Raw genomic sequence first — 25,458 nt, forward strand, 5'->3', positions numbered from 1 at the left:
TCCGGTTGACACCGCGCGCCGGGTATTCCAGGTGGTTCCTTCAGACCTTCTTCGAGACCGGCGCCCGGGGGCTCGTCAGGGACCGGCGTGGTCGCGGAGCCATTCCATCGCGGCCTCGGCGCCGGAGTGGAGGACCGAGATGTGTCCGTCGTCCGGGCTGAGGCGCAGTTCCGCCGAGGGGCAGCGGCTCGCCAGCCACCGGCTGTGCGAGCTGGGGACCACCCGGTCCTGGCCGCCGTGCAGGAGGAGGACCGGCGCGCCGACCCGCCCGGGGTCGAATCCCCAGGGGGCGACATAGGCCAGGTCGTCGTCGATCAGCGCACCGGGGCCGGCCGCGAGGGCGGGGCCGACGACGTCGTCGAACCAGGACCAGGCACCGGACAGGGCGGCATGATCGGCCGGGGTGAACATCTCCGGGTCGTACTCGGCGCTCGCCTCGTGGGCCTCCTTCGCCACGCGCCCCGCGGCCGCGGCCCGCAGCGACGCCGCACCGGAGGGCGTCATGCCGGCGAACCAGTCGAGCCCCTCGGCGCCGAACGGCGCGGGCCCTGCCACACCCACCACGCCGAGGACGCGTCGGGGCAGCAGCGCACCGCAGGCCAGGGCATGGGGTGCGCCCCCGGAATGGCCCATGACCGCGAACCGGTCGAGGCCGAGGGCGTCGGCGACGGCGGTGACGTCGGCGGCGGCCGACGCCACGTCCCGGCCCCGGTGCGGGGTGGACCCGCCGTATCCCGGCCGGTCGTACGACACCCACCGGATGCCGAGCCGCTCGGCGGCGGGGAGGAGCGGCTCGGGAGGCGCGCCGGTGTTGGGCGTGCCGTGGTGCCAGAGGACGGCGAGCCGGGCGGCCCGGGGGCCGCCCGCGCCGGTGTCGTAGATGTGCAGCCCGCGGCCGTCGCCCAGTTTCAGATCCGTCTCGATCACCCGGTTGCCCTCCCCGCTGCGGTTGGCACGAACCTAGCGGGTCGGGCCCGCGGCGGCGACGGGGCCCTGGGTGGCCTTGAGGTGCTGCATGTCCGACAGTTTCCGCACGAAGAGGATGGCGAGTACGGCCGCGCCGACGTTCAGCAGGTCGGCGCCGATCATCACCGTCGCGGCCTGCTGAACGGCGTCGGCCCCCTCTGCGGACCTGTCCAGGCCGGCGGCGACCCGGTCGAGCACGGCCGATCCGACCCACGCCGCCCACCAGGCGTTCGGCAGCGCGTACGAGACCGCACGCCAGGAACCGTCGGCCGGGGACTGGGTGCTGGCGGCCCAGATCTCGCCCGCTATGCGGCGCGGCAGCCAGAGGTTGCCGATCGGCACGAACCACGCGCCGATGGCCCAGCCCCGGCCCAGGCCGCACGCGGCCTGCGAGAAGACCTCCGCGTTCACCCGCGTCCGGTAGAACCAGATGATGAACACCACGGCCGTGGCCAGCAGCCCCAGGATCTGGAGGAGCCCCGCCGCCGCGTAGACTGCGTCACCCCGGTCCAGCTCCCCCTGGGTCACCGCGTCCCGGCCCGCCAGCACGTACTGGTACAGGCCCGCGAGGACCGAGAAGAGGTCCGTCGCGATGACCGCCGAGAGCAGTACGGTGACAGCCGTCGCGAGACCGTGCGGCGAACGGAGCACGGGGCCCGCGGGCAGCGGAACGGCAGGGCTGTACGACACGATCAGGAACCCCCCACGGGTACACGAACGCCCGCCGACGGGCGGGCACCGCAGGAACATACGCCGGCCGGACAGCCCCCGTCCACCGATATCGGCGCAGCTCAAACCCCCTGGCACGGCAGGGCTGTGACACAGCGGCACCCTGCCGCAACTCCGGCGCGGGGGCGACCGGCGCATCCGCTGCGTGGCCGGAAGGGGGCGCCCCACGCGAGCGCCGAACACCACAGCCCCTACGGCATCATCGGGTCCTCCTGGCGGCACACCGCCGGTGTCTTCGCCCTCACCGTCACCGTCCCGCCGGGCACCACCGCCGCCGTCGAACTGCCCGACGGTTCCCGCCTCCGGGCCGGCCCGGGCCGCCACGGCTACGAGGTGCTGCTGCCCACCGCTCGCGGCACCGTGTGGTAGCCGCGCGCACTTTCGCGGTCCGCCGTGACGGTCCGCCGCCGTGCGGCTACCCTCGTCGCGGGTGACAGGGCTTCCCGGGGTTTTCCGTTGCGAGCACGACGATCCTGCGCTGGCCGCCATGCTGGACGAGGCGCACCGCGAACACCGCGAGCGCTACCCCGAGTTGAACGGCTCGCTGCGCGGCACACTCGACCCGGTCATCCACTTCCTCCTGGCCCGCCGGGGCGGGCCGGCCCCGGTCCGCGTGGCGGTGGGCTGCTGCGCGGTCCAGCCGCTGGTCACGCCGGAAGTGAAGCCGGAGGCGTACGAGTTGAAGCGCATGTACGTCACGCCCGCGGCCCGGAACACGGGCATCGGACGCGCGCTGCTGCAGGGCGCGGAAGCGCTGTCGGTGCGGCTCGGCGCGCGGTGGCTCTACCTGGAGACGGGCGTCCGGCACCTGGACGCGATCCGGCTGTACGAGCGGGCGGGGTACCTCAGGGTGGCGCCGTACGCCCCCTATCTCGACGACCCGTTGGCACTCTGCTACGCCAAGTCCCTTGCCCCGCAAGGGGTGTGACCCGCACACTCGGCCTTCCAGCGGTCTGCGGACGATCGGGGCGAAGCGGGCCACACGGACGTACGGGGGCGCGATGCGACGGCCGTTCCGGCGCAGCCGGAGACATCCGATCCACCAGCAGTCGTGGCGCTGGTGGGTGACCAACCAGCCCGCGTGGCGGCTGCTGGCGCTGTTGTTCGGGACGATCGCCGGGATGTCCGGCCTGCTCGCCGCGGTGCATCTGCTGTCGGTGCCGCGGCGGACCGGCTGGGCCGACGGATTCGGCGGCTACTTCCCGCTGCTGGCCTCGATGTTCCGGGCGCTGCTCGGCAGCGAGGACTACCCGGACCCGGACGCCAGCGGGCTCGCCCCCTGGCTGGCCACCGGCACCGCCGCGGTGTCGCTGGTGCTTCCGGCGCTGGTGATCGCGGTGGTGTTCGTCCGGATGTACTCGATCCGCGGGTTCGTGTGGCGTGAGACGCCCAGCATCTGCCTGCCCTGGGAGGTCGACGAGGACGAGTACCGCCGGGCGAAGGAGGGCACGCACCACGCGACGATCGCCGTGCGCTTCTACAAGCAGCTGCGTCATCTGTCCATCTCCGACCTGCACTGCGAGGCGTATCTGCGCTACCTGGAGCCGTCCCGGGTGGACGGCAGCCGGTGGATCCGCACCCATCCGCTGGAGGTGCTCGGCCCGCACGGGGCGCGGACCATGTCACGGCTGTGGCCGGTGTCCCGCGAGGGCACCACCTTCACGCTGTGGATCCCGGTCGACGCCGACCTGGACGACGACGGCTCGATCCGCACCGTGCAGGGTGTCGACATCGGCGACAGCAGCGTCCACGACCTGCTGGTGCGGGTCTCCGGCAAGGTCGGCGGGCTGGGCGTGGAGGTCTACGACGAGCACTGGTACCGGTTGTCCCGGGAGCATGTGCAGATCGGGCGGTTCGCCCGGGTCAATGTGGACCTGCGGCAGCAGAGCGAGGACTGGAGCGGCTGGGAGCGTTTCGACGAGCCGGCCCGCCAGGCACTGTTCGTGTACGGACGGCTGGTCGACCCGCAGGCGCTGCGTGACCTCTACGGCCGCATTCCGCGGCAGGGCACCGATTACGTACGGGCCAGGATGCGGGGTTTCCGGCGGACCTGGAGCGTGGCCACGGACAACGCCGACGCCTCCCGGCGGATCGCGTACCGGGATGTCACCACCCGGGGCATCGACCCGGTCCAGGTGCTGTTCCTGGGCCTGGAGGGCGCGCCCGGATCGGTCACGGAGGGGCTGCTGCTGCGGGTCACCAGTGACACCGTCGCCAAGCTGGACAGCCCGGACGGGAACTTCGTGGTGGAGGACGTCACCGGGCTGGTGGAGTACGACACGCCGTTCGACGACGGGCCGCCGGACACCGTCCACACCTACCTCGGCCGTCCCGCGTCGGTGGAGGCGGCGCGCAGGGGCGTCCAGGCGGGCAGCGCGGTGATCGCCCAGGACTTCCTGGAGGACGTACGGCGCGGCATGGCCTCGTACGACCTCGGTCTGCGGGTGGCCTTCGAGGCCGAGGCCCTGCCCGGGGTCCCCGTGGTCCGGCTGGCCCGCACCCTGCGTGACCCCTCGCAGTCGATCGTCACGTCCCGGATCCCGGAACAGGGCTGAGGAGGCGGCGTTCCCGCAGGTCAGCATGGGGTCAGCACGGAGGCGCCGTGCCGGCGGCCGGGGCGCGGGCCGGCATGGAGTGCGTCACACCTGGGCCGGCGGCCTTCCCCCCAAAGGCCACATTTTGATACACACGTTTGAATCACCCCCGATGCCCCGGGAGCGGGAGACATGCCCCACGACACTTCCCCGGACCGCCTCCACGCGTTCGACGTCGACCTCACCGACCACGAGACCCGCCGCAGGGCCGAGGTCCTCGCCGCCCTCGGCGACGACTGGGACCCGGTCGCCGTGCTGCGCGACGAGGACGAGGCCAACCGGCTGCTCTACTCCGGCCTGGACGAGGAGCAGCAGGAGATCCACCGGATGCTCGTGGCCGCCGGGGTGCTGCCGCCGCTTCCGCCGACCGGAGGGGATCAGGGTGCTGCTTCCCATTGACCCCACCGCCGACCCGGGCCGCCGGGCCTGGGTACCGTGCCCGAGCTGCGAGGACCACCGGACTTGCGCCGCGTGCACCGCGGGGCGCAACTGCCCCGACCACTGGCGCTACATGCTGTCGAACACGGGCAGCCTGGTGCACCTGCAGTGCCCCGGCTGCACCCACATGTGGTCCTGGGAGACGGGTTTCGGCTCGCGGCACCGCCCCTCCCGCTGACAAAGGCTGTCGTTTCCCACATCAATTCGGCCGACAACCGATCCGGCTCGCCAAGAGATGCTACGGTCCCATGGCTCGACCGATCACACACCGTCAGGAACTCTGAACGGGGCTCACTCCTGAACGCGTGAGCCCGTGCGGCGGCAGCTCCTCGCGCACCGAAGCGCCGTCACAGCGTTCGCCACAGGTTTCCCTCAGGCGTGGTCGGAATCCTCGAACCCGCCAATGGGACCGGCGCCGCCGGCTCCGCCGGGAGGTTGTTGGTCGCGTGACGAACACAAGGCGAGCCAGGGCAGCTCTCCCGGACCGTCCCCGCGGCAACTTCACGCCGCCCACGCGTCACGAGGAACGCCCGGAAGTCCCCGGGGCCGCCGAGGCCCCGGCGGGGCCGGGCAGTCGCCTCGCCCTGCGCAACTGGCGGGTGGGCACGCGCCTGAACGCCATCCTCCTCATCCCGGTGCTCGTCGCCCTGGTGTTCGGCGGATTCCGGGTGCAGAGCTCCTTACGGACCTGGCAGAACGCCGACGACGCGGTTCGGGTCTCGCAGCTCGTACAGGCCGCGAACAAGTACGCCAGCGACGCGATCAACGAGCGGGACGTGTCGGTCGTCCCGCTGCTCGACGGCGACACGGACAACTCCACCGTGGTGCGCGCCCGCGCGACCACGGACCAGGACAAGAAGGTCTTCGACGCGGCGGTGGCCCGGATGCCCCGCACCCCCAGCCTGCTCAAGCGCGTCGCGGTGGTCCGGCAGGGCGAGAAGAAGCTTCCCGCGCTGCGCGCCGCCTCCTTCACCGCCGAGCTGCCCGGCGTGCGCACCGAGGAGAGCTACCACCTGGTGCAGCACCCGCTGATGGAGATCTCCAACGAGCTGGGGTTCGGCAGCAGCAACCAGGCCAGCTTCGGCCGCACCCTGTACGCGATGTCGCTGACGCAGGCGGCCGAGTCACTGGTCCGTTCCATCGGCACGCACATCCTGGTCGAGGACCGCGCCAAGCTCTCCCCCGGTGAACTGCGCGGCCAGCTCACCACGTTCGCCTCCTACGCCTACCTGACGCGGGTGGCCCTGGAGGAGTTCAAGGGCGGCGCCACCAGCCAGGACATGGCCCGGCTGAACAACGCCCTCGCCACGGCCGCCGCCAAGGGCAAGAAGCAGGTGACCGCCGCCGCCGTGCAGGCGGCCGCCGCAGGGCAGGACTTCGTCGCACCGCCGGACATGACCGGGATGATCAAGGAGATCGCCTCCGGCAAGTCCGCGGCGGCGCTGGCCGCCGACGGCATCACCCCGACCTCGTTCTTCGCCACCGCCACACTCGGCTTCGACGCCTACCGCAGCGTCCAGGTCTATCTCACCGACGGCTCCCTCAGCAGCGCGCGCAGCCTCGCCGACAGTGCCCGGATGGACGCGATCGTCAACTCGGCGGTGGTGCTGGTGGCGCTGATCATCGCGTTCATCGTGGCCGCGATGATGGCCCGCTCGATGAGCAACAGCATGCGCCGCCTGCGCAACGGCGCCTTCGAGGTCGCCGAGCAGCGTCTGCCCGCCCTGGTCGACCAGCTCTCGCGCACCGAGCCCGGCCGGGTCGACACCCGCATCCAGGCCATCCCGATCAACTCCACGGACGAGATCGGCGAGGTCGCCCGCGCCTTCGACCAGGTCCACCGCGAAGCCGTCCGCCTCGCCGCCGAACAGGCCCTGCTCCGCGGCAACGTCAACGCGATCTTCACCAACCTCTCCCGCCGCAACCAGGGCCTCATCCAGCGCCAGCTCACCCTCATCACCGAGCTGGAGAACAACGAGGCCGACCCCGACCAGCTCGAACACCTCTTCAAGATGGACCACCTCGCCACCCGCATGCGCCGCAACGGCGAGAACCTCCTGGTCCTGGCCGGCGAGGAACCCGGCCGCCGCTGGAACCAGCCCGTCCCCCTCGTCGACGTCCTGCGCGCCGCCGCCTCCGAGGTCGAGGCCTACGAACGCATCGAACTCGTCGGCATCCCCGAGACCGAGATCCACGGCACCGCCGTCACCGACCTCGTCCACCTCCTGGCCGAGCTCCTGGAGAACGCCACCACCTTCTCCTCCCCCCAGACCAAGGTCCGCGTCACCGCCACCCGGCTCCCCGACGGCCGCGTCATGGTCGAGATCCACGACAAGGGCATCGGCCTGACCGCCGAGGACTTCGCCGACATCAACCACAAACTCGCCGACCCGCCCACCGTCGACGCCTCCATCTCCAAGCGCATGGGCCTGTTCGTGGTCGGCCGCCTCGCCGACCGCCACGGCATCCGCGTCCAGCTCCGCCCCTCCGGCGAGCAGGCCGGAACCACCTCCCTGGTCATGCTCCCCGAACCCATCACCCACGGAGGCGGCGGCGAGGAGGTCTCCCCCGAGGACGACTTCACCGTCTCCCGCATCGTCCCCCAGCACGAGACCGACCAGTTCGCCGCCTACGCGCCCACCGCCGCCGAACTCGGCTTCGACGACTCCCGCTACGACGCCCTCCAGATCCCCGACGACGCCCGCTCCCTCGACCCCGTCGGCCGCTCCCTCACGCGCGAGGAACGCCGCGCACAACTCGAAGCCGGCCCGGACGCCTTCCAGGCCCAGGCCTACGACGACAATGCCCATGACGGCCACCGGTACACCGAGCCACAGCAGCCGGCGTACGACGAGCCGTCGCCCTTCGAACCGAACGGCTACACGGGCGGCCTCCCACCGCGCGAGTACCAGCAGAACCCGTACTTCCAGGGCGAGTTCACCGGGGCGGCCCCGGACGCCTACGCACCGCCCGTCCACCAGCCGGTCGAGTGGACTCCCCCGGCCGCCCCGGACCCGGTACAGACCCCGGCCCTGGACCCGGGTCCGGGGCCGGGCCCGGACCCGGACCCCGGGTACACCGCCAGTCCCTGGCTCCAGCACTCCGCCGAGGCCGCCCCGCTGCCCGACGGCACCGCCTGGCAGTCGGAGAACGACGAGATCTGGCTGCGAGCCGGCCAGGCACGTGAACCGAGGGCGGGCGGCGTCACCCCCTCCGGCCTGCCCCGACGCGTACCCAGGTCCAACCTGGTGCCGGGAGCCGCCCGCGACGCGGCCCGGACGGGCCAGAACATCTCCCGCACGCCCGACGACATCCGCCTGCGGCTCAGCAACCTCCGCCGCGGCACCCGGCAGGGACGCGACGCCGGAACCGACCCCGACCGGCCGGAGGACACCGGCACCGCCTACTGACCTCACCGCCTGCCGGCGCTGTGCACCGTGCCGCGCTACGAGCCGGCCATCGCCCAGCGGATCGCCCTGGTCAGGCCATGACCCGCCAGCCGGACGCCGGTCTGCTCGACGACGGGCAGCCAGGGCAGCCACAGCGGCTTTCGGGCCCACCACGGCAGCAGGGACACCGCGTTGGCGGCGAGCACCGCGTACAGCGGGCGGGCCGCCCAGGGCAGCGGCGGGTCGAGCAGCATGAACCGTGCGGCGGCCCGTGCCTGCGGGGTGGCCCGCAGTTCCGGGCGGTAGGCGGCGAGCGTCCGGGCCAACCCGGCCCGGTCCCGGGGCGGGTCGAGGACACCGAGGGCTTCGGCCACCCGGGCGGTGTCCGCGACATAGCCGTCGTACCCGGCGGCGTCCAGCGGCCGGGCACCGAAGCGCTGGTGCGCGCGCAGAAAACTGTCGACCTCGGCGGCGTGCACCCAGCCCAGCAGGTGCGGGTCGGCGGCGTGGTACGGCCGGCCCTCAGGGGTGGTGCCGCGCACCCGCTCGTGCACCGCGCGCACCCGCTCGACCGCCGCCCGGGCGTCATCGGCGGTACCGAAGGTCGTCACGGCGAGAAAGGCGCTGGTGCGCTGAAGGCGCCCCCAGGGATCACCCCGGTACCCCGAATGGGCCGCGACGGCCGCCATGGCCAGCGGGTGCAGGGACTGGAGCAGCAGCGCTCTCAGGCCGCCGACGAACATCGAGGCGTCGCCGTGCACCACCCGGATCGGCCGGTCGGGACCGAACCAGCGGGGTCCCGGGGTGTCATGGATCCGGGCCCGGGCAGCGGGGCCGTCGGGCCCGGCCACCCGGGCGAACAGCTCCGTGCCCAGGCGCCGCCGCACTGCGGCGAGACCAGGCATATCCGGCAAATCCACCACTCCGCCACTGTACGACGCGGGGGCACGGCATCGCGGCGAGCTGGATGTCGTCCGCCGGTCCTCGGGCACGCGGGCCGGCGGACGGCTGCAGCGCCGTCGGCCGGCGGTGTCTCGCCCCCGGCCTGCTCGACCTGCTCGCCGACCCCGGGTGACCGGGCCGTCACAGGGTGACGCTTCGCCGGACCACCGGGTAGCCGTCCTCGTCGGACCAGCCCGGCACGAGGCGCCGGCAGGAGGTGCGGGTGAGCATATGGGTGCGTGATCCGGCGGAACCGCACTGCGCGCCGATGGCCCGCCCCTCGGGCAGCCGCCACGCGGGGGTGCGGCCCTGTCCGTCGTCCGTCCGGAGGAAGACACAGCCGGGGTCGCCCACCGCCTTCGTCACCAGCGCGTCCACGTCCCGGCCGTCGCCCGCGCGGCGGGTGGTGAGGGTCGCGTAGCCGTAGCGTGCCCGGTCCGCGCCGCGCAGTTCCAGGTGGGTGGTGCGGGTACGGGCGCCGGCGGCCTCGGGCGCCCGTGCGCCGGCCGTCCCGGCGGGGGCCACCGCCAGCAGCAGACCTGACAGGACGGACACGGCAACACGGCGCAACCGCACGACAGCCTCCGGATCGGGCACGGCGCCGCCGGCCGGCGCCGTGGCCATCCAAGCGCCGGAGCCGCCCGGCGGCAGGCCGGACGCACGGCACGCCGTGCCGGTTCAGCCAACTGGCCGGGTCCGCTCCGGGAGCGGTACGACCGCCCGGGTGACTTGGCCGTACGGGTCGGCGGCGGACGGCGGTTCGGGGCCTCGCCGCGCGCGGGACGGGCGGACAATGCCGGGCGTCCACCGCCGTGACGGCCGGGTCACGCGGACCGTCCCCCTGCCGGAACCCCCGACACTGGAGCCGCTCGTCATGCCTGAGGTCACGTCACCGTACGCACCGGGAACGCCGTGCTGGATCGATCTGTCGGTCCCCGACCAGCGGGCCGCGCTCGACTTCTACCGGGACCTGTTCGGATGGCAGGGCGAGCCCGGCCCGCCCGAGACCGGCGGCTACGCGGTCTGCACCCTCAGGGGGAAGCCGGTCGCGGGCATCATGACGGCGATGTCCCCGGACGAGGGGCCGACCCCGCCGACCGTGTGGACGACCTATCTCGCCGCCGACCACGCCGATGCCACCGTGGCGGCGATCCCGGCGCACGGCGGCACGGTGATGATGCCCGCCATGGATGTGCTCACCCTGGGCCGGATGACGCTGGCGGCCGACCCGTCGGGGGCGGTGTTCGGGCTCTGGCAGGCCCGGGACTTCATCGGCGCGCAGCTCGTCAACGAGCCCGGTGCGCTGATCTGGAACGAGCTCAACTCCGGTGATCTCACGGCGGCCTCGGCGTTCTACTCCGCGATCCTCGGCATCACCACCGAGGCCATGCCGGACACCCCGGGCTACCTCGCCCTCAAGGTCGGCGGCCGGGTCGTCGGCGGCGCCCAGGGCCTGGAGCAGCTGCCGCCCGGCACGCCCTCGCACTGGCTGGTCTACTTCAGCGTCGACGACACCGATTCCACCGTCGACGCGGTCGTCCGGGCCGGCGGCAACCTGCTCGCCCCGCCGTTCGACATGTCGGCGGGCCGGATCGCCGTCGTCCAGGACCCGCAGGGCGCGGTCTTCGCCGTCATCAACGCCGTCGCCCCGGGCGGCGCCGGGGATTCCTGACCGCGCCCCGCGACGGCCGCGTCAGTCCTCCCCCGACCCCCGGGACAGGGCGTCGGCTGCGGCCGCCAGCGCGGCCACGCGGTCGGCGGGGACCAGGCCGACGCGGGTGCGCCGGTCGAGCAGGTCACCGGTGTCGAGGGCTCCCTCGTGGCGTACCGCCCAGAGCAACTCGGCGCCGGTGACGGGGTGTCCGGGGACCACCGGGGCCCGCAGCGCCGGGTCCCGGTCGCCGAGGGCGTGGACGGCGGGGGCCTCGGTGCCGTAGCGGCGGACGAGCCGGTGCGGCGCGGCGAGGGCCGCCAGGACCCGGGGCGGGGCCGCGCCGATCAGCGGGAGGGAGGCGGTACGGCACGGCACGGCGGGCAGCGCGCGGGCCGCGACCGCGGCGTCCACCGCGTCCTGGGCCATCCGCCGGTACGTGGTGAGCTTGCCTCCGACGACGGTGACGACACCTTCGGCCGAGGTCAGTACCGCGTGCCTGCGGGAGATGTCGGCGGTGCGCCCGGCCGCCCCGGTGGAGGTGTCGAGCAGGGGCCGCAGTCCGGCGAAGGTGCCGATGACGTCCTCACGGCCGACGGGCAGGTCGAGGGCGGAGGCCAGGATGTCCAGGAGGAAGCCGATGTCGCTCTCGGGCGCCTGGGGTACGTCGGGGATGTCGCCATTGACCGGTTCGTCGGTGAGTCCGACGTAGACCCGGCCGTCGCCCTGCGGGAGGACGATGACGAACCGGTTGGTCTCGCCCGGCACCGCCAGGTGGAGGCCGGCGGTCAGGGCGCCGAGCGGTCCGAGCGGGTCGGCGCGCAGCACGAGATGGGTGCCGCGCGAGGGGCCCAGGCGTACGCCGTCGACCAGGCCGCCGGCCCACACACCCGCCGCGTTGATCACCGCGCGGGCCCGGATCTCGCTCTCCTCGCCGGTGAGTTCGTCGCGGACGCGGGCGCCGGTCGCGGTGAGGGCCAGCACCCGGACCCGGGTGAGGACGCGGGCGCCGTGGGCGGCGGCGGTCCGGGCGAGGGCGGTCACCAGGCGGGCGTCGTCGGTGAGCCGGCCGTCCCAGGACAGCAGTCCCCCGCGCAGGCCCGCCGGGCGCAGGCCGGGGGCCAGGTGCCGGGTCTCCACGGCGCTCAGCCGCCGCGGGGCGGGCAGGACGGCGCGGGCGGTACGGGCCGACAGGCGCAGGGCGTCACCGGCGAGGAATCCGGCCCAGGCCAGTGCCGCGTGGCCGCGCGGGACCAGCGGGGTGAGGGGCAGGACGAAGGGCTGGGCCTGGACGAGGTGAGGGGCGGTGCGCTGCATGAGAACACCGCGTTCGGCGGCGCTCTCGCGGGCGACGTCGAATTGGGCGGAGGCGAGGTAGCGCAGGCCGCCGTGGATGAGTTTCGAGCTCCACCGGGAGGTGCCGAAGGCCAGGTCGTGGGCGTCGACGGCGGCGACCGACAGGCCGCGCGCCGCTGCGTCCAGGGCGACTCCGGCGCCGGTGGCGCCGAGTCCGACGACCAGGACGTCCACGGTCTCGCCGCCGGCGACCCGGGTCAGTTCGCGGGTGCGGCGGGCGGCCGACAGCGAGGACCCGGCCCGCGGAGCGCCGGAAGGAGACGTACTGCCCTTGGGGCTCATGGGGCTCATGGGGCTCATGGCGTCAGAGTCCTCTCCAGGAGGGTCCGCAGTTCCTGGAGGAAGGCCACGGAGGTCAGTTCCGGGTCGTGCTCGTCGGTCATGGTGCGCAGCGAGAGGGTGAAGGACTGGACGACCAGCAGCAGCGAGCGGGCCTGGAGCACGAGGGGGGCGACGCGGACGGAGCCGTCGGCGTGGCCCTCCTCCAGGGCGCGGGTGATCAGTTCGAGGAGGGCGTCCTGGCTGGCACCGCGCCGGTCCAGTACGTAGGGGAGCAGCAGTTCGGGGTCGACGTCGACGATCTTCTGGAACAGGGGGTGTGCCCGGAAGGCGCCGACCCCGGCGACGATCCCGTCGACGACGCGTCCGCGGGCCGGGGTGCCGGGGCGGGGTTCGGGCATGGCGGTGGTGGCGACCTGGACCCATTCGCGGGTCATCAGGTCACCGACGAGGGTCCGGACGTCCGGCCACCGCCGGTAGAGCGTCATGCGGGACACTCCGGCCCGGCGGGCCACGTCGGTCAGGGTCGTACGGCGGACACCGACGGCCAGTACGCAGTCGCGGGTCGCGTCGAGCACAGGATCACGGTCCGTGCCATTGTGACGAATGGGCGTCATCTGTCACAGTGTAATACCAGCGGCGGCCGCACGGTACGACGCCGCAGGAAACCCAGCGAACAACCGGTGAGGACATCCCCCGTGGACAAGGACATGTTGTGGAGCGGCTGGGGAGACCCGGCCATGGCGGCCCCGCTGCCCGAAGCCGTGACCGGCCTGCTGCGTGATCTGCTCGGCGTCACGCCGGGCGCCCCGGGCCCCGCCGGGCCGGAGGACATCGCCGTCCCCGAGTCCGCGCTGACCGCCGCGGCCCGCGACGACCTCGCCGCCTGCCTGGCCGCACCGGACTCCGTACGCACCGACGCCGGGACCAGGATCCGTCACACCCGCGGCAAGTCCACCCCCGACCTGCTGCGCATCCGCTCCGGCGAGGTCGGCGACCTCCCCGCCGCCGTGGTGCTGCCCGCCGGCCACGACGAGGTCCTCGCCGTGCTGGGCGTCTGCGAGGCGCACGGCCTGGCGGTCGTCCCGTTCGGCGGCGGCACCTCCGTCGTGGGCGGCCTGGCCCCGCAGGGCGGCCGCCCCTTCGTCACGCTGGACCTGCGCCGGATGAACCGCCTGCTGTCCCTGGACCCCGTCTCCCGCACCGCGACCCTGCAGCCCGGCCTGCGCGCCCCGCAGGCCGAGGCCCTGCTCGCCGCCGAGGGCTTCACCCTGGGCCACTTCCCGCAGTCCTACGAGTGGGCCACCATCGGTGGATTCGCCGCCGCCCGCTCCAGCGGCCAGGCGTCCGCCGGGTACGGACGCTTCGACGAGATGGTGCTGGCCCTGACCCTCGCCACCCCGCGCGGCACCCTGGAGACCGGCCGCGCGCCACGCTCGGCGGCCGGCCCGGACCTGCGCCAGCTCCTCCTCGGCTCGGAGGGCGCGTTCGGCGTGATCACGGCGGTCACCGTACGGATCCGGCCGGTCCCGCGGGCCCGCCGGTACGAGGGCTGGCGGTTCGCCTCCTTCGCCGACGGCACCGCCGCGCTGCGCAGGCTCGCCCAGGACGGCCCGCGCCCGACGGTGCTGCGGCTGTCCGACGAGACCGAGACCCTGATCGGCCTCGCCCAGCCCGACGCCATCGGCGCCGCCGCCGGGGACCCCGGCACCGCCCCGCCCGCCGGCTGCGTCGCGATCACCGGCTACGAGGGCACCGAGGAGGACACCGCCCACCGCCGTGAGGGCGCCGCCGCCGTGCTGCGCGCCTGCGGCGGCGAGTACCTCGGCCCGGAGCCCGGCGACCGCTGGGCGCACGGCCGCTACTCCGCCCCCTATCTGCGCGACGCCCTGCTCGACGCGGGCGCCTTCGCCGAAACCCTGGAGACCGCCGCCTTCTGGTCCGGGATCCCCGCACTGTACGAGTCCGTACGCACCGCGCTGACCGACACCCTGACCGCGGCCGGCACACCGCCCCTGGTCATGTGTCACGTCTCCCATGTCTACGAGAACGGCGCCTCGCTGTACTTCACCGTGGTCTCGGCCCAGGGAGCGGACCCGGTCGCCCACTGGGCACCGGCCAAGCGCGCCGCGAGCGAGGCGATCATCGCCGCGGGCGGCACCATCAGCCACCACCACGGCGTCGGCACCGACCACCGCGACGGGTACCTCCGCGAGGCCGGCCCGCTGGGCATCGCGGCCCTGCGCGCCGTGAAGGACACCCTGGACCCGGCCGGGCTGCTCAACCCCGGCATCCTGATCCCCACCCGCTGAAGGAGGCCGACGCATGCGACAGTTCACCGCCGTCGTCAATCCCACCGCCGGGGGCGCCGGCGGATCGGCGGCCCTGCTGCCGCTGGCCCGGCTGCTCCGGGAGGCGGGCGCCGAGCTGGAGACGCGGTACAGCCACAGCCTGGAGCACGCCCGCGAGCTGGCCCGGCAGGCCGGGGAGCGCGGGCACGTCGTGCTGGCCGTCGGCGGTGACGGCATCGTCGGCGCGATCGGCGGCGCCCTCAGCGGCACCGGCACCCTCCTGGGACTCGTCCCCGCGGGCCGCGGCAACGACTTCGCCCACGCCCTGGGTCTGCCGGACGGCCCCCGGGCCCTGGCCGACGTCCTGCTGCACCACGACCCGCACCGGGTCGACACCATCGAGGTCGAGTCCGCCGTCCACCGGCGCACCGCGGTCCTGGGCAGCGTCTACGCGGGCGTCGACGCCGTGGCCAACCGTCACGCCAACAACTCCCGGCTGCTGGGCGGCGCCGCCTCCTACTACGCGGGGGCCCTGCGGGCCGTCGCCGGATGGCGGCCGGCCGCCTACCGCGTCACGGTCGACGCGGTCACCTACGAACGGCGCTGCTACACGGTCGTGGCCGCCAACTCCGGCTACTACGGCTCCGGCCGGCTCATCGCCCCCGGCGCCCGGGTGGACGACGGACTGCTCGACGTCGTCATGATCCACGAGGCTCCGCGCAGGCTTTTCTTCGCCCTGATGAACGATCTGGCGACCGGCGCGCACGTCGACCGGCCCGAGGTGGAGATCGTGCGCGGCCGGGAGATCCGTATCGAGGCCGACCGTGACATCCCCTACGGCGCCGACGGCGAGGTCGACGCCGGGCTCCCCGTCACGGCACGGGTGCTGCCGGGGGCACTCACCGTGCTGCGCTGACCGGCGCCGGGGCGCGGTCCAGGTCGGCGAGGGCCGGATGAACTCGGGGCCTGTCCCGGCGCCGGAACGCCGAGGACAGGCCCCAGAGGGAGCTACTGCAGGACGGTTCAGAGGATGTTCAGGAGACCGAACCGGTTGAAGTTCCCGAAGCCGCCGAAGCCGAAGCCACGGTCGAAGCTGCGGTTCCAGCGGTCGTGACCACCCCAGTTGTCGTGGCCACGGTCGTGACCACCCCAGTTGTCGTGGCCACGGTCGTGACCACCCCAGTTGTCGCGGCCACGGTCGTGACCACCCCAGTTGTCGCGGCCACGGTCGTGACCACCCCAGTTGTCGCGGCCGCCACCCCAGTTGTCGCGGCCACGGTGACCGCCCCAGTTGTCGCGGCCGCCACCCCAGTTGCCGCCACCCCAGTTGCCGCCACCCCAGTTGTCGCGGTCGCCGCCCCAGTTGTCGTGACCGCAGTCGTCACGGTCGTGGCCGTGGGCGACAACAGCCGGAGCGGCCGTCGCGGCCTGAGCGGTGCCGGCGAGCGGGAGCACCACGGCGGCCGCGAAGACTACGGCAGCCGCGGAACGGCCGATGAACTTACGCATGCAACTTCTCCCAGTTCGAAAGAACGCTTACGAGAACCAGACCTTCCGCGTCGGCGACGATCCGTCACGGCTGCTCCCCCGAACAGCCCCGCACCTTCCCCCCGACAGCCCACGGGCACGCCGATGGTGACGCCGGAGACGCGGAGCCGGGCCCGGATGTGCTAGGGCTGCCGCCCCGGGCAGGTGACGGACCGTCCGGAGGAGGCGGCCGGAGCGAGGTGGGAGGGGAATCCGGTGGCCACTCGCCGGCCGTACGGGGGACAATCGTCCGATGCGCATCCGAGCGGCCCGCGGCGCGGAGCTTCCCCTCCTGCAGGACATCGAGCGGGCCGCCGGCCGGGCCTTCCACGGCATCGGCATGCCGGAGATCGCCGACGACGACCCGCTCCCGGTCGAGGAACTCGCCCGCTACCTGCGGGCCGGCCGGGCATGGGTGGCGGCCGACGGAACGGATCGTCCGGTGGCCTACCTCATCGCCGACCGTGTCGACGGCGACCTCCACATCGAGCAGGTCTCGGTCCATCCCGGCAGCGCCAGGCGGGGCGTCGGCCGGACGCTGCTGGACCATCTCGCGGTCCGGGCCGCGGCCGACGCGATCCCGGCGCTGACGCTGACCACGTTCACCGAGGTGCCCTGGAACGCGCCCTACTACCTGCGCTGCGGCTTCCACCGGTTGGAACCGGGCGCGCTCACCCCCGGACTGCGGGCGATCCGGCGGCGCGAAGCCGAGCACGGCCTCGACCGGTGGCCCCGGGTGTGCATGCGCCGGGCCGTGTGACTCCGGCGGGCGGCCGCCGTACGTTCCCTCGGCGCGCGGCCGGTGCCGACGCTCTCCGTGCGGGGCCGGTCGTCCGGGGGTCACGCGGCGCGGCGACCAGCCCGGTCAGCATCACGGCCTTGAGGGCTTCGAGCGGTCCGCCCTCCCCCAGGGCCCGGCCGACCGCGACCACAACGGAGTCGTAGCCGAGCGCGCACCCGGGGACACCGATCGGGATCCCGGACCTTCCGCACCGTAACGCCGCCCCGTCCAGGGCCGGTTGGAGCACGGCGACCAGCACTGGGGCGGCTGTCCGGATTCCTTTTCGCGCTCGCAGCGCAGACTGATGTGGCGCACCATGCCACGCCGAAGCCCCGGATACGGCAGGGCCTTTCCGCAGGCGACACGGCCAACCGGGGCGCCCGGCCGCTGCCTTGACCGGGCAGCTGTGACAGGCGCCGTCGATCTCAGTCGGCGGGCGTCCGTCTCAGGCGGGTACGACGGGCGCCACGGTCGCGCCCTCGATGCGATGGCGCTTGAGCGCTTCGGCCACGAAGCCGCCTGCCTTCATCTCCTCGACGTACGCGGCCAGCAGCGCCCGCGCCTCGGCACCGCGGCCGGCCGGTACGCCCATGGCCTGCCGGATCACCATGAAGCGGCCGGGCAGCACCCGCACACCCGGGGCACGCCGCGCCTCGTCTTCGAGTACCTGGCGGATACCGGCCGCCACCTCGACGTCGCCCGCGCGCAGGGCGGCCAGCGCGGGCCCGGCACCCTGGAGCCGGACGATCGCGGCCCGGCGGATCTCACGGGTGAGGAACAGGTCGTAGGCGCTGCCCGAACCGACCGAGATGCGGTGCTCCTCGCTGTCGACCTGTGCGTTGCCGGTCAGCGCGGACTCTTCGCGGACGAGGTAGCTGCCTTCGATGAGCACGTACGGCTCGGTGAACAGCAGCCCCTCGCCGCGCGCCGGGTCGACCGCGAAGAAGCCGATGTCGGCCTGCTCGTCCCGCACCGCCTCCACCGATGCCGCGGCCTTGTCGAACACCACGAGTTCGACCGCCACACCGAGCCGCCGCGCGAACTCGCGCGCGAGATCGACCGAGACACCCACCGGCTCGCCGCCGGCCGGGTCCCTGTTCGCGAGAATCGGGTTGCCCAGGTTGATCGAGGCCCGCAACGTACCGCCGGGCGCGAACGACGTGACAAGGGCCGGGCCGGCCGGTCGCGGCTGATCTCGCTTCTCTGTCATGCGCACGATTTTAATGACGCCGCGTCAACGGTCCCGGGCGGTTCACCCGAACAGATGCGGTCGCCTCGCTGCCCCGGGGGCGCCGGGGCCGGATGGAGGTGCCCGTCCCACCCCACCCCCCCTGCGGCGTCAAGCCCCGGAGAGCCCCGGAGACCGTCATGGCCTGTGTGCGTCCTCGTCCGAGTCCGTTCGTCACCGCCGCGACCGACGATCGTGATGGTGCACGGCGCCTTCACCGACGCCTCCGGCTTCAGCACCGTCGTCGGCGGCCTGCAACGGGACGGCTACCGCGTGATCGCGCCCGCCAACCCGCTGCGCGGCCTGTCCAGGGACTCGGCATACCTCAAGGCACTGCTCAGGACGATCCGCGGGCCCGTCGTCCTGGTCGGCCACTCCTACGGCGGCGCGGTCATCACCAACGCGGCCACCGGCAACACCCACGTCAGGGCACTCGTCTACCTGGCCGGGTACGCCCCCGACAAGGGCGGGAGCGTCGCCTCCATCGGGGCGAGATTCCCCGGCTCGCATCTGACGCCGGCCGCCTTCACGCAGGTGCCGCTGACCAGGGCCGGCGGCGGCGGCGTGTACGTCAAGCCGGGCAAGTACCGGGACGTCTTCCTCAGCAACCGGCTCTCCGCCGCCCGGGCGGCGGTCCTGGCCGCCACGCAGCGTCCGGCTGCCGCCGCCGACTTCGGCGAGGTGTCCGGGACGCCGGCCTGGAAGAAGATCCCCTCCTGGTATCTCGTCGCGCGCCAGGACCACGCGATCCCGCCGGCCGCCGAGCGCTCCATGGCCCGGCGCGCCAAAGCCCACACGGTCCAGGTCAACGCACCGCACGCGGTCTTTCTGACCGACCCCCGCGCGGTCACCCGGATCATCCTGGATGCCGCGAAAAGCTGAAACATCGATGCGATCATGAGCGTATGCACACGCACCCTCCGCGACCGCCGTGCTCCCAGCACCTCCCCGGCCTCCGGCAGCCCCTTGTCCGGACCCGGGCCCGGGCAGGGGTTCGGGCAGGGAACGCCTCATGACCGACGCAGCGCCCGTCCCGCAGGCGGTGCTGAGCCCGCTCACCGGGTCTGCCGTCTTCCTGGTCGTGACCGTTGACCCCGGCGGTGAGCCCGTCGTACGGGAGTTGCTGCCCGATCTCGCCGGGCTGGTCCGCTCGGTGGGCTTCCGGGGCCCGGAAGGGGCGCTGACCTGTGTCACCGGCATCGGCTCCGCGGCCTGGGACCGGCTGTTCAGCGGACCGCGACCGGCCGGGCTCCACCCCTTCCGGGAGGTCGCCGGTGCCCGGCACACCGCGGTCGCGACTCCGGGAGACCTGCTCTTCCACATCAGGGCCGGCCGGATGGACCTGTGCTTCGAGCTGGCCACGCACCTCATGGACCGGCTGCGCGGGGCGGTGACGGTCCACGACGAGGTGCACGGCTTCAAGTACTTCGACCAACGCGATCTGCTCGGCTTCGTCGACGGCACCGAGAACCCGGCGGGGCCCGCCGCGAACCTCGCCGTCGCCATCGGCGCCGAAGACCCGGGCCAGGACCCGGAGTTCACCGGCGGCAGCTATGTCATCGTGCAGAAGTACCTGCACGACCTGGCGGCGTGGAACGCGCTGCCGGTCGAGGCGCAGGAACGCGCGGTCGGCCGCCGCAAGCTCTCCGACATCGAACTCCCCGACGATCTCAAGCCGGCCGACTCGCATGTCGCGCTCACCACCATCACCGACCCCGACGGCACCGAACGGCAGATCCTGCGCGACAACATGCCCTTCGGCGCCCCCGGGAGCGGTGAGTTCGGCACCTACTTCATCGGCTACTCCAGCACCCCGGACGTCATCGAGCAGATGCTGGAGAACATGTTCATCGGCGATCCCCCGGGCAGTCACGACCGGCTGCTGGACTTCTCCACCGCGGTCACCGGAAGCCTGTTCCACGTCCCCACCGCCGACTTCCTCGACGATCCGCCGCCCCCGCCGGAGGCTGCCGCGGCCCCGGAAGACCAGCCCGCAGCCGTTCCCGCCGCGTCGTCCGACGGCTCACTCGGCATCGGCGACCTCAAAAGGAGCACCTCCCGATGAACAATCTCCACCGCGAACTCGCCCCCGTCTCCCAGGCCGCCTGGGCCGATCTGGAGGCCGAGGTCCGCCGCACCTTCACCCGTCATCTCGCCGGCCGCCGGCTGGTCGACGTACCCGAGCCGGCCGGGGCCGCGCTCGCCGCGATATCCACCGGGCACACCGCGCCGATCGACGCGCCGACCGGGGGCGTCAGCGCCCGCCTGCGCCGCTCCCAGCCGCTGGTCGAGCTGCGGGTGCCCTTCACCCTGGACCGGCAGGCCGTCGACGACGTCGAGCGCGGCGCCAAGGACCCGGACTGGCAGCCCGCCAAGGACGCCGCCCGCCTGATCGCCTTCGCCGAGGACCGTACGATCTTCGAGGGCTACCCCGCCGCCGGTATCGACGGCATCCGGGCCGCCTCCTCCAACACCGCGCTGACCCTCCCCGACCGGGCGCTGGACTACCCCGACAGCGTCAGCCAGGCCATCACCGCCCTGCGGCTGGCCGGTGTCGACGGCCCGTTCTCGCTGGCGCTGAGCGCGGACGCGTACACCGCCGTCAACGAGACCTCGGACCACGGCTACCCGATCCACGAGCACCTGGCCCGCCTCCTCGACGGCGAGATCGTGTGGGCGCCCGCCATCAGCGGCGCCTTCCTCCTCACCACCCGCGGCGGCGACCACGAACTGCACATCGGCCAGGACCTGTCCATCGGCTACCTGTCCCACGACGCGACCGGCGTCGAGCTGTACCTGCAGGAGTCCCTCACCTTCCTCACCCACACGAGCGAGGCATCCGTGGCGCTGAGCTGACGGCGCTGCGGTCAGTCCCAGAGGTCGTAGGTCGGCTGGTGGGGCCAGTCGGGCTGGTCGGCCGGGTAGCCGAGGGTCAGCTCGGTGTAGCGCCGGAGGTGGGGGTTGCCGGGCCAGGGGCTGCTGCCGGACAGCGCGACCGTCACCGGGTACGTGTGGAAGGTGCCGTCGACGCAGGTCGGGTCGCAGTCGTTGACCTCCTCGTACCCCGTGCCCACCGCGCTGTTCCGCCCCCAACTGGACCAGGTCAGACCGCCGATCCGGTCGTTGCCGTCCCCGCAGGCGAGCAGGACGTCGCCCGGCATCACCAGGGGCCGCTGAAAGCAGCTGACCAGCACCGTGGCATAGGGCGAGGCCGACGGGACTGACGGGGCCGGCCGCACGGACGGTGTGGCGGTCGCCCGGGCGGGCGCCGCGGCCACGGCGGTCGCGGCGGCGAGGGACGCGACGGACAGAACGAGAGAGCGCAGAAGTCGCATCGGGAGCTGCTTTCCTGGCAGTGCTGTGGGGCCAGGTGACCCCGACGGGGGCCGGGGGCGGTCCTCGGCAGGAGCGCGTCCGGCCAGGTGTCAGGGGAGCTCGGGCCGCCCCTGACGCGGTGCGGGCATGATGCTTCCCTCACGCTCCTACAGGACCCTGCGGCCCGCAACCCGGAGCGGCGCCGGAGGCCCTGGGCAGATCAGTTCGACTCCGCCGGGGAAAGCGGGGGGATAGCCGATCGCACGGCGGGGTATGTACGGCGCGGGCACCCGGCAGAGGGTGTCCGGGGCCGCGGCGGTGCGGCGGCCCGTCGTCGCGGATCAAGGGGCAGTACGCATGGCCAGTGGCACGGTGAAGTGGTTCAACTCGGAAAAGGGCTACGGTTTCATCGCCCAGGACGGCGGCGGTCCCGACGTCTTCGCCCACTACTCCAACATAGCCGGTAACGGCTACCGGGAGCTCACCGAGGGTGAACCCGTCACCTTCGATGTCGCCCAGGGGCAGAAGGGTCCGCAGGCGGAGAACATCATCCGCGCCCGCTGACACCCCGCGGGGGCCTGCCGGCCGTCGCGCGGACACTCCGGGGCCCCGACTGGATCTGTCGGGGCCCCGGAGTCCGCCGTGACCGGGGCCACGCGTCAACTCGCACGCCTGAGGGCCGCGCTCGCGGTCGGCCGGGCTCCGTCCCGCGCCGCGGCTCGGACACCCGTGACCAGGGAGGACGACCTGGCGGACAGGTGTCCTCGGGGGACCGCGCGGGCCACCTTCGCGGGCCTCGCGCCGGCTTCCCGCCGGCGCCGCGCCTGGTGCGCTCAGCTGTGCTCGGGCGGGTTGATCCGCGACGCGTCGATCGCGGACCCGCCGGTGCCCCACTTCTTGAGGATCCGCCCGTAGGTGCCGTCCTTGATCAGCTTGTTGACGGCGGCCTGGAACGCGGCGGTGAGCGGGGAGTCCTTCGCGAAGGCGAACCCGACGTCGAGGCGGTGGTACTCGCCCAGGAAGGTGGTTCCGGCGGCCGGCTGCGAGGCCTGGTAACGCAGGCCGTTGATGGTGGACATCACCACGTCGATCCGGCCCTGCTGGAGGGCGGTCAGTACGGCTCCGCTCTCCGAGAAGACCTTGACCTCGTAGGGCTTCTTGCCGGCCTTGGCGCACACCCCCTTCTGGGCGGTCAGGGTCGCCTCGAAGGTGGTGCCGGCGCCGGTGCCGATGGCCAGTCCGCACAACTGGGTGAGGTCGGTGACCCGGCTGCCGAGCGAGGTGTTGCCCTTCTTGACGCCGAAGCCCTGGCCGTCGTCGATGTAGGTGACGAAGTCGACCGTCCTGAGGCGCTCGGTGGTGACGCCGAAGTTGCCGATGCCGAAGTCGTACTTGCCGCTGCCGAGGGCGGGGAGGATCGTCTCGAACGACGCGTCCTGACGCTGGAGCGTGATGCCGAGGACCTTGGCCACGGCGTCCGTGATGTCGATGTCCTGGCCGACGGGCTTCCTGCCCGAGCCGTCCGGGTAGTACGCCGAGGGCGGGGAGCCGACGGCCTCACCGACCCGCAGGGTGCCCGCCTTGCGGACGGCCTCGGGCAGCAGGGCGGCGACGGAGTCCACCTTGCGCACCGCGGCCACCGGGTCGCCGGTCGGCGCGGGAGATGCGCCGGCCGCCGCGGCGGCCTGGTCGGCGCCGCCGCCGGAACCGCAGGCGGTCAGTGCCAGCAGGGGCAGCAGCAGGGCGCCGGTCATAAGCCGGGTGCGGAGTCGGGCGCGGGGGCGGAGTCGGGTGCCGGGGAGCTTCACGGAGTCGCGGCCTTTCGGAGGCGGGGATCGGTGAGGTGCTGGGCGGGCAGCTGTTTTTCGAAGGGCAGCGGGCCGATGGTCTCGGGGTCGGCCGCAGTGTCGAACAGCGGTGTGTAGCCGGTGACCAGGTAGAGACCGCGCGCCTCGGGCTGGCGCGGACCGGTGGTGAGGTGGATCCGCCGGTATCCGCGGGCGGCCGCCTCGTACTCCAGTTCGGTGACGACCCGGCGGGCCAGACCGCGCCGGCGGTGGGCGGAGTGCGTCCAGATCCTCTTCAGCTCGGCGGTGTCCGCGTCGTACCGGCGGAACGCTCCGCCGGCGACCGGCTCGCCGTGCTCCAGCAGCAGGAGCAGCACACCGCCGTGCGGGGCGGTGAACTCCTCGTCGGGATAGCGGGCGAGTTCGGCGTGCGCGTCCTTGCCGTAGCGGGAGGAGTACTCGTCGCCGAGTTCCCGCAGCAGCGGTTCCACGCGCGGGTCCGAGACCGTGACCTGAATCACCGTCAGTTCAGCTGCGGGTGACGGTGGTTGTCCGAGGGAGCTCATCCGCGCGCACCCCGCTCGGCGTCGCGCTTGGCGACCTCCTCACGGACGATCGGGATGACGTACCGGCCGAAGTCGATCGCGTCGCCGAGCAGGTCGTAGCCGCGGGCGGAGATGATGTCGACGCCGAGGTCGTAGTAGTCCAGCAGGGCCTGGGCGACCGTCTCCGGGGTGCCGACCAGGGCGTTGGAGTTGCCCGCGCCGCCGGTGGCGGCCGCGGTCGGGGTCCACAGGGCCCGGTCGTAGCGCTCCCCCGCCTCGGCGATCGCGATGAGCCGCTGTGAGCCGGTGTTCTCCGGGGCGCCGCCGCGACGGTGGCGTACGAGCCCCTGTTCGCGGCGGGCACGGATGGCGCCGACGGTCTCGTGGGCCTTCTCCCAGGCCAGTTCCTCGGTCGGGGCGATGATCGGACGGAAGGCCACCTGGATACGCGGGGCGTCGGTGCGGCCGGCCGCCTTCGCGGCGGCCTTCACCGCGGCGATCTGTTCGGCGGTCTTCTCCAGTGGCTCGCCCCACAGGCAGTAGATGTCGGCCTCGGCACCACCGGCCTCGTACGCGGCGGGCGAGGAGCCGCCGAAGGAGACGCCGGGCCGTGGCTGCTGGACGGGGAACACATCGCTGACGAAGTCGTGGAAGCGGTAGTGCTCGCCCTCGTGGTCGAAGGCCTCGTGGCTGGTCCAGATCCGCTTGACGATCTCGATGTACTCGCGGGTACGGGTGTAGCGCGCGTCCTTGCCGAGGGTGTCGCCCTCGCGTCCCTGCTCCTGGTCGTTGCCGCCGGTGATGAAGTGGACGGTCAGCCGGCCGTCGCTGATCTGGTCGAGCGTGGCGAAGGTCTTGGCGGCGTAGGTGGGGTACGAGACGTTGGGGCGGTGGGCGAGCAGGAGCTGCAGGGTGTCGAGTCTGCTCGCGATGTACGCGGCGGCGGGCGCCGGATCGGGCGAACCGGAACCATAGGCGAAGAGCACCCGGTCCCAGCCGTGGTCCTCGTGGGCCCTCGCGAGCCGGAGCGTGTACTCCCTGTCGAAGGCGGCGCCGGAGCGCGGAGTGGTTTCGGACCCGTCATGGGTGGCGGCGATACCGAGGAACTCCACAGGCATGGACATGACCTTTCGGAAAGGACAACGAGGCAACAGCGGGCGCGTACGCGGGCATGACGGAACGTCAGTGCGTGGAGACAGGCGTGATGACACCGGAACGTCGGGTCAGGAGGGAGCAGGAGAGAGCAGGTGGGGGGAGGTGGGGGACTCGGCACATGTCCGGACCCGCACCGCGGTACGTACGCGGATCGACGTACGCGGATCGACGTCCGCGTCAGGCGGCGTCAGGTCGGGGGAATCGGCCCGCGTCGGGGATACCGAAGGAGGGAAGGGCCGGTCGGACAGCCAGCTGAACGGGTCAGCCGCGACACGCGGCGGACCACACCCGACCGAAGTCGATGTGGTCGCGGGTGACCAAGGGCTGCTGCTGGGCAATCACATGATTAATTGAGCAGCAGATCGTGTGCCACGTCAACCACTGCCCGGATGCCGGACCGGCCGGCCGACCCGCTCCAGGCGTTGTTGACAGACGCGTGGTCCCGAGCCCTACGATCGGGACGGAACGGTCGCGTTGAGGGACGC

26 protein-coding genes are annotated in these 25,458 nt (G+C 73.2%); 14 read left to right on the forward strand and 12 right to left on the reverse strand.

The genetic code is table 11. From position 1 onward, the window contains the following. Positions 1-75: 75 nt before the first annotated feature. Together RWE79_RS04020 and RWE79_RS04025 are read right to left on the reverse strand one after the other, a co-directional pair. Complete coding sequence (locus tag RWE79_RS04020) at positions 76-927, reverse strand: alpha/beta fold hydrolase (RefSeq protein ID WP_475938609.1); 852 nt, start codon at positions 925-927, stop codon at positions 76-78. 33 nt (positions 928-960) lie between these two features. Continuing rightward, entirely contained in the window at positions 961-1,656 is a 696-nt protein-coding gene (locus RWE79_RS04025; protein WP_475938610.1) for a DUF4328 domain-containing protein, read from the reverse strand. Positions 1,657-1,782: 126 nt separating this feature from the next. Here RWE79_RS04025 and RWE79_RS04030 point away from each other — a divergent pair, with 126 nt between their 5' ends. From RWE79_RS04030 to RWE79_RS04055, 6 genes are all read left to right on the forward strand, one after another. After that, positions 1,783-2,064, forward strand: coding sequence for an alpha-L-rhamnosidase C-terminal domain-containing protein (locus tag RWE79_RS04030; protein WP_475938611.1), 282 nt, complete (start codon positions 1,783-1,785; stop codon positions 2,062-2,064). A gap of 61 nt (positions 2,065-2,125) precedes the next feature. After that, a complete protein-coding gene (locus RWE79_RS04035) occupies positions 2,126-2,623 on the forward strand; it encodes a GNAT family N-acetyltransferase (protein ID WP_475938612.1) in 498 nt (165 codons plus the stop codon). A 136-nt stretch (positions 2,624-2,759) separates the two neighbouring features. Beyond that, positions 2,760-4,250, forward strand: coding sequence for a hypothetical protein (locus RWE79_RS04040; RefSeq protein WP_475938613.1), 1,491 nt, complete (start codon positions 2,760-2,762; stop codon positions 4,248-4,250). Positions 4,251-4,421: 171 nt separating this feature from the next. After that, positions 4,422-4,688, forward strand: coding sequence for a DUF6400 family protein (locus RWE79_RS04045; protein ID WP_475938614.1), 267 nt, complete (start codon positions 4,422-4,424; stop codon positions 4,686-4,688). Further along, a complete protein-coding gene (locus tag RWE79_RS04050) occupies positions 4,675-4,905 on the forward strand; it encodes a hypothetical protein (protein WP_475945588.1) in 231 nt (76 codons plus the stop codon). The genes RWE79_RS04045 and RWE79_RS04050 overlap by 14 nt, the downstream gene beginning before the upstream one ends. 268 nt (positions 4,906-5,173) lie before the next feature. Beyond that, entirely contained in the window at positions 5,174-8,137 is a 2,964-nt protein-coding gene (locus RWE79_RS04055; protein WP_475938615.1) for a nitrate- and nitrite sensing domain-containing protein, read from the forward strand. A gap of 35 nt (positions 8,138-8,172) precedes the next feature. On the opposite strand, the gene RWE79_RS04060 is transcribed toward RWE79_RS04055, so the two are convergent. Beyond that, positions 8,173-9,021, reverse strand: a complete 849-nt coding sequence (locus tag RWE79_RS04060; RefSeq protein WP_475938616.1) for an oxygenase MpaB family protein — start codon at positions 9,019-9,021, stop codon at positions 8,173-8,175. 178 nt (positions 9,022-9,199) lie between these two features. After that, positions 9,200-9,682, reverse strand: coding sequence for a hypothetical protein (locus RWE79_RS04065; protein ID WP_475938617.1), 483 nt, complete (start codon positions 9,680-9,682; stop codon positions 9,200-9,202). Between the two features lie 250 nt (positions 9,683-9,932). Between RWE79_RS04065 and RWE79_RS04070 the strand changes: the two genes are divergently transcribed. Then, positions 9,933-10,730 (forward strand): VOC family protein, encoded by a 798-nt coding sequence (locus RWE79_RS04070; protein ID WP_475938618.1) that lies wholly within the window; start codon positions 9,933-9,935, stop codon positions 10,728-10,730. A 21-nt stretch (positions 10,731-10,751) separates the two neighbouring features. Here the strand turns inward: RWE79_RS04070 and RWE79_RS04075 are convergent, their stop codons facing one another. Together RWE79_RS04075 and RWE79_RS04080 are read right to left on the reverse strand one after the other, a co-directional pair. After that, positions 10,752-12,365, reverse strand: a complete 1,614-nt coding sequence (locus RWE79_RS04075; RefSeq protein WP_475938619.1) for a glycerol-3-phosphate dehydrogenase/oxidase — start codon at positions 12,363-12,365, stop codon at positions 10,752-10,754. Continuing rightward, the gene (locus RWE79_RS04080; RefSeq protein ID WP_475938620.1) at positions 12,362-12,961 is read right to left on the reverse strand and encodes a TetR/AcrR family transcriptional regulator; all 600 of its coding nucleotides are present in this window, start codon (positions 12,959-12,961) and stop codon (positions 12,362-12,364) included. Before RWE79_RS04080 ends, RWE79_RS04075 begins: the two co-directional genes overlap by 4 nt. A 93-nt stretch (positions 12,962-13,054) precedes the next feature. On the opposite strand from RWE79_RS04080, the gene RWE79_RS04085 reads away from it, so the two are divergent. Beyond that, on the forward strand, positions 13,055-14,656 hold the full coding sequence (locus tag RWE79_RS04085) for an FAD-binding oxidoreductase (RefSeq protein WP_475945590.1): 1,602 nt from the start codon (positions 13,055-13,057) through the stop codon (positions 14,654-14,656). A gap of 13 nt (positions 14,657-14,669) precedes the next feature. Beyond that, positions 14,670-15,551 (forward strand): diacylglycerol kinase family protein, encoded by an 882-nt coding sequence (locus tag RWE79_RS04090; protein ID WP_475938621.1) that lies wholly within the window; start codon positions 14,670-14,672, stop codon positions 15,549-15,551. 107 nt (positions 15,552-15,658) lie between these two features. Here the strand turns inward: RWE79_RS04090 and RWE79_RS04095 are convergent, their stop codons facing one another. Then, a complete protein-coding gene (locus RWE79_RS04095) occupies positions 15,659-16,144 on the reverse strand; it encodes a hypothetical protein (RefSeq protein ID WP_475938622.1) in 486 nt (161 codons plus the stop codon). Positions 16,145-16,415: 271 nt separating this feature from the next. On the opposite strand from RWE79_RS04095, the gene RWE79_RS04100 reads away from it, so the two are divergent. Continuing rightward, a complete protein-coding gene (locus RWE79_RS04100; protein ID WP_475938623.1) occupies positions 16,416-16,922 on the forward strand; it encodes a GNAT family N-acetyltransferase in 507 nt (168 codons plus the stop codon). A 466-nt stretch (positions 16,923-17,388) separates the two neighbouring features. Here RWE79_RS04100 and RWE79_RS04105 read toward each other — a convergent pair whose 3' ends face one another. Continuing rightward, positions 17,389-18,153 carry a transporter substrate-binding domain-containing protein gene (locus RWE79_RS04105; protein WP_475938624.1) on the reverse strand — a complete coding sequence of 255 codons (765 nt, stop codon included), beginning with the start codon at positions 18,151-18,153 and terminating at the stop codon, positions 17,389-17,391. A gap of 216 nt (positions 18,154-18,369) precedes the next feature. Here RWE79_RS04105 and RWE79_RS04110 point away from each other — a divergent pair, with 216 nt between their 5' ends. From RWE79_RS04110 to RWE79_RS04120, 3 genes are all read left to right on the forward strand, one after another. Beyond that, positions 18,370-19,053, forward strand: coding sequence for an alpha/beta fold hydrolase (locus RWE79_RS04110; RefSeq protein WP_475938625.1), 684 nt, complete (start codon positions 18,370-18,372; stop codon positions 19,051-19,053). 130 nt (positions 19,054-19,183) lie between these two features. Continuing rightward, positions 19,184-20,236, forward strand: a complete 1,053-nt coding sequence (locus RWE79_RS04115) for a Dyp-type peroxidase (protein ID WP_475938626.1) — start codon at positions 19,184-19,186, stop codon at positions 20,234-20,236. Beyond that, the gene (locus tag RWE79_RS04120) at positions 20,233-21,027 is read left to right on the forward strand and encodes a family 1 encapsulin nanocompartment shell protein (protein ID WP_475938627.1); all 795 of its coding nucleotides are present in this window, start codon (positions 20,233-20,235) and stop codon (positions 21,025-21,027) included. Before RWE79_RS04115 ends, RWE79_RS04120 begins: the two co-directional genes overlap by 4 nt. A gap of 11 nt (positions 21,028-21,038) precedes the next feature. On the opposite strand, the gene RWE79_RS04125 is transcribed toward RWE79_RS04120, so the two are convergent. Next, positions 21,039-21,506, reverse strand: coding sequence for a hypothetical protein (locus tag RWE79_RS04125; protein ID WP_475938628.1), 468 nt, complete (start codon positions 21,504-21,506; stop codon positions 21,039-21,041). Between the two features lie 337 nt (positions 21,507-21,843). Here RWE79_RS04125 and RWE79_RS04130 point away from each other — a divergent pair, with 337 nt between their 5' ends. Then, entirely contained in the window at positions 21,844-22,050 is a 207-nt protein-coding gene (locus RWE79_RS04130; protein ID WP_475938629.1) for a cold-shock protein, read from the forward strand. A gap of 269 nt (positions 22,051-22,319) precedes the next feature. On the opposite strand, the gene RWE79_RS04135 is transcribed toward RWE79_RS04130, so the two are convergent. From RWE79_RS04135 to RWE79_RS04145, 3 genes are read right to left on the reverse strand one after another with little or no spacing between them, the layout of a single operon-like run. Next, positions 22,320-23,240: an ABC transporter substrate-binding protein gene (locus RWE79_RS04135; RefSeq protein ID WP_475938630.1), complete on the reverse strand. Its 921-nt coding sequence runs from the start codon at positions 23,238-23,240 to the stop codon at positions 22,320-22,322. 50 nt (positions 23,241-23,290) lie between these two features. Then, positions 23,291-23,839 carry a GNAT family N-acetyltransferase gene (locus RWE79_RS04140; RefSeq protein ID WP_475938631.1) on the reverse strand — a complete coding sequence of 183 codons (549 nt, stop codon included), beginning with the start codon at positions 23,837-23,839 and terminating at the stop codon, positions 23,291-23,293. Further along, positions 23,836-24,936 (reverse strand): LLM class flavin-dependent oxidoreductase, encoded by a 1,101-nt coding sequence (locus tag RWE79_RS04145; RefSeq protein WP_475938632.1) that lies wholly within the window; start codon positions 24,934-24,936, stop codon positions 23,836-23,838. Before RWE79_RS04145 ends, RWE79_RS04140 begins: the two co-directional genes overlap by 4 nt. Positions 24,937-25,458: the final 522 nt, after the last annotated feature.

Source organism: Streptomyces sp. RLA131 (assembly GCF_056270125.1).

Coding starts and splice junctions, on each gene's coding strand:
- RWE79_RS04045 (WP_475938614.1), top strand. CDS start 4,422: ATGCCCCACGACACTTCCCCGGACCGCCTCCACGCGTTCGACGTCGAC.
- RWE79_RS04060 (WP_475938616.1), bottom strand. CDS start 9,021: ATGCCTGGTCTCGCCGCAGTGCGGCGGCGCCTGGGCACGGAGCTGTTC.
- RWE79_RS04065 (WP_475938617.1), bottom strand. CDS start 9,682: ATGGCCACGGCGCCGGCCGGCGGCGCCGTGCCCGATCCGGAGGCTGTC.
- RWE79_RS04070 (WP_475938618.1), top strand. CDS start 9,933: ATGCCTGAGGTCACGTCACCGTACGCACCGGGAACGCCGTGCTGGATC.
- RWE79_RS04075 (WP_475938619.1), bottom strand. CDS start 12,365: ATGAGCCCCATGAGCCCCATGAGCCCCAAGGGCAGTACGTCTCCTTCC.
- RWE79_RS04080 (WP_475938620.1), bottom strand. CDS start 12,961: ATGACGCCCATTCGTCACAATGGCACGGACCGTGATCCTGTGCTCGAC.
- RWE79_RS04085 (WP_475945590.1), top strand. CDS start 13,055: ATGTTGTGGAGCGGCTGGGGAGACCCGGCCATGGCGGCCCCGCTGCCC.
- RWE79_RS04090 (WP_475938621.1), top strand. CDS start 14,670: ATGCGACAGTTCACCGCCGTCGTCAATCCCACCGCCGGGGGCGCCGGC.
- RWE79_RS04095 (WP_475938622.1), bottom strand. CDS start 16,144: ATGCGTAAGTTCATCGGCCGTTCCGCGGCTGCCGTAGTCTTCGCGGCC.
- RWE79_RS04100 (WP_475938623.1), top strand. CDS start 16,416: ATGCGCATCCGAGCGGCCCGCGGCGCGGAGCTTCCCCTCCTGCAGGAC.
- RWE79_RS04105 (WP_475938624.1), bottom strand. CDS start 18,153: ATGACAGAGAAGCGAGATCAGCCGCGACCGGCCGGCCCGGCCCTTGTC.
- RWE79_RS04110 (WP_475938625.1), top strand. CDS start 18,370: ATGGTGCACGGCGCCTTCACCGACGCCTCCGGCTTCAGCACCGTCGTC.
- RWE79_RS04115 (WP_475938626.1), top strand. CDS start 19,184: ATGACCGACGCAGCGCCCGTCCCGCAGGCGGTGCTGAGCCCGCTCACC.
- RWE79_RS04120 (WP_475938627.1), top strand. CDS start 20,233: ATGAACAATCTCCACCGCGAACTCGCCCCCGTCTCCCAGGCCGCCTGG.
- RWE79_RS04125 (WP_475938628.1), bottom strand. CDS start 21,506: ATGCGACTTCTGCGCTCTCTCGTTCTGTCCGTCGCGTCCCTCGCCGCC.
- RWE79_RS04130 (WP_475938629.1), top strand. CDS start 21,844: ATGGCCAGTGGCACGGTGAAGTGGTTCAACTCGGAAAAGGGCTACGGT.
- RWE79_RS04135 (WP_475938630.1), bottom strand. CDS start 23,240: ATGACCGGCGCCCTGCTGCTGCCCCTGCTGGCACTGACCGCCTGCGGT.
- RWE79_RS04140 (WP_475938631.1), bottom strand. CDS start 23,839: ATGAGCTCCCTCGGACAACCACCGTCACCCGCAGCTGAACTGACGGTG.
- RWE79_RS04145 (WP_475938632.1), bottom strand. CDS start 24,936: ATGCCTGTGGAGTTCCTCGGTATCGCCGCCACCCATGACGGGTCCGAA.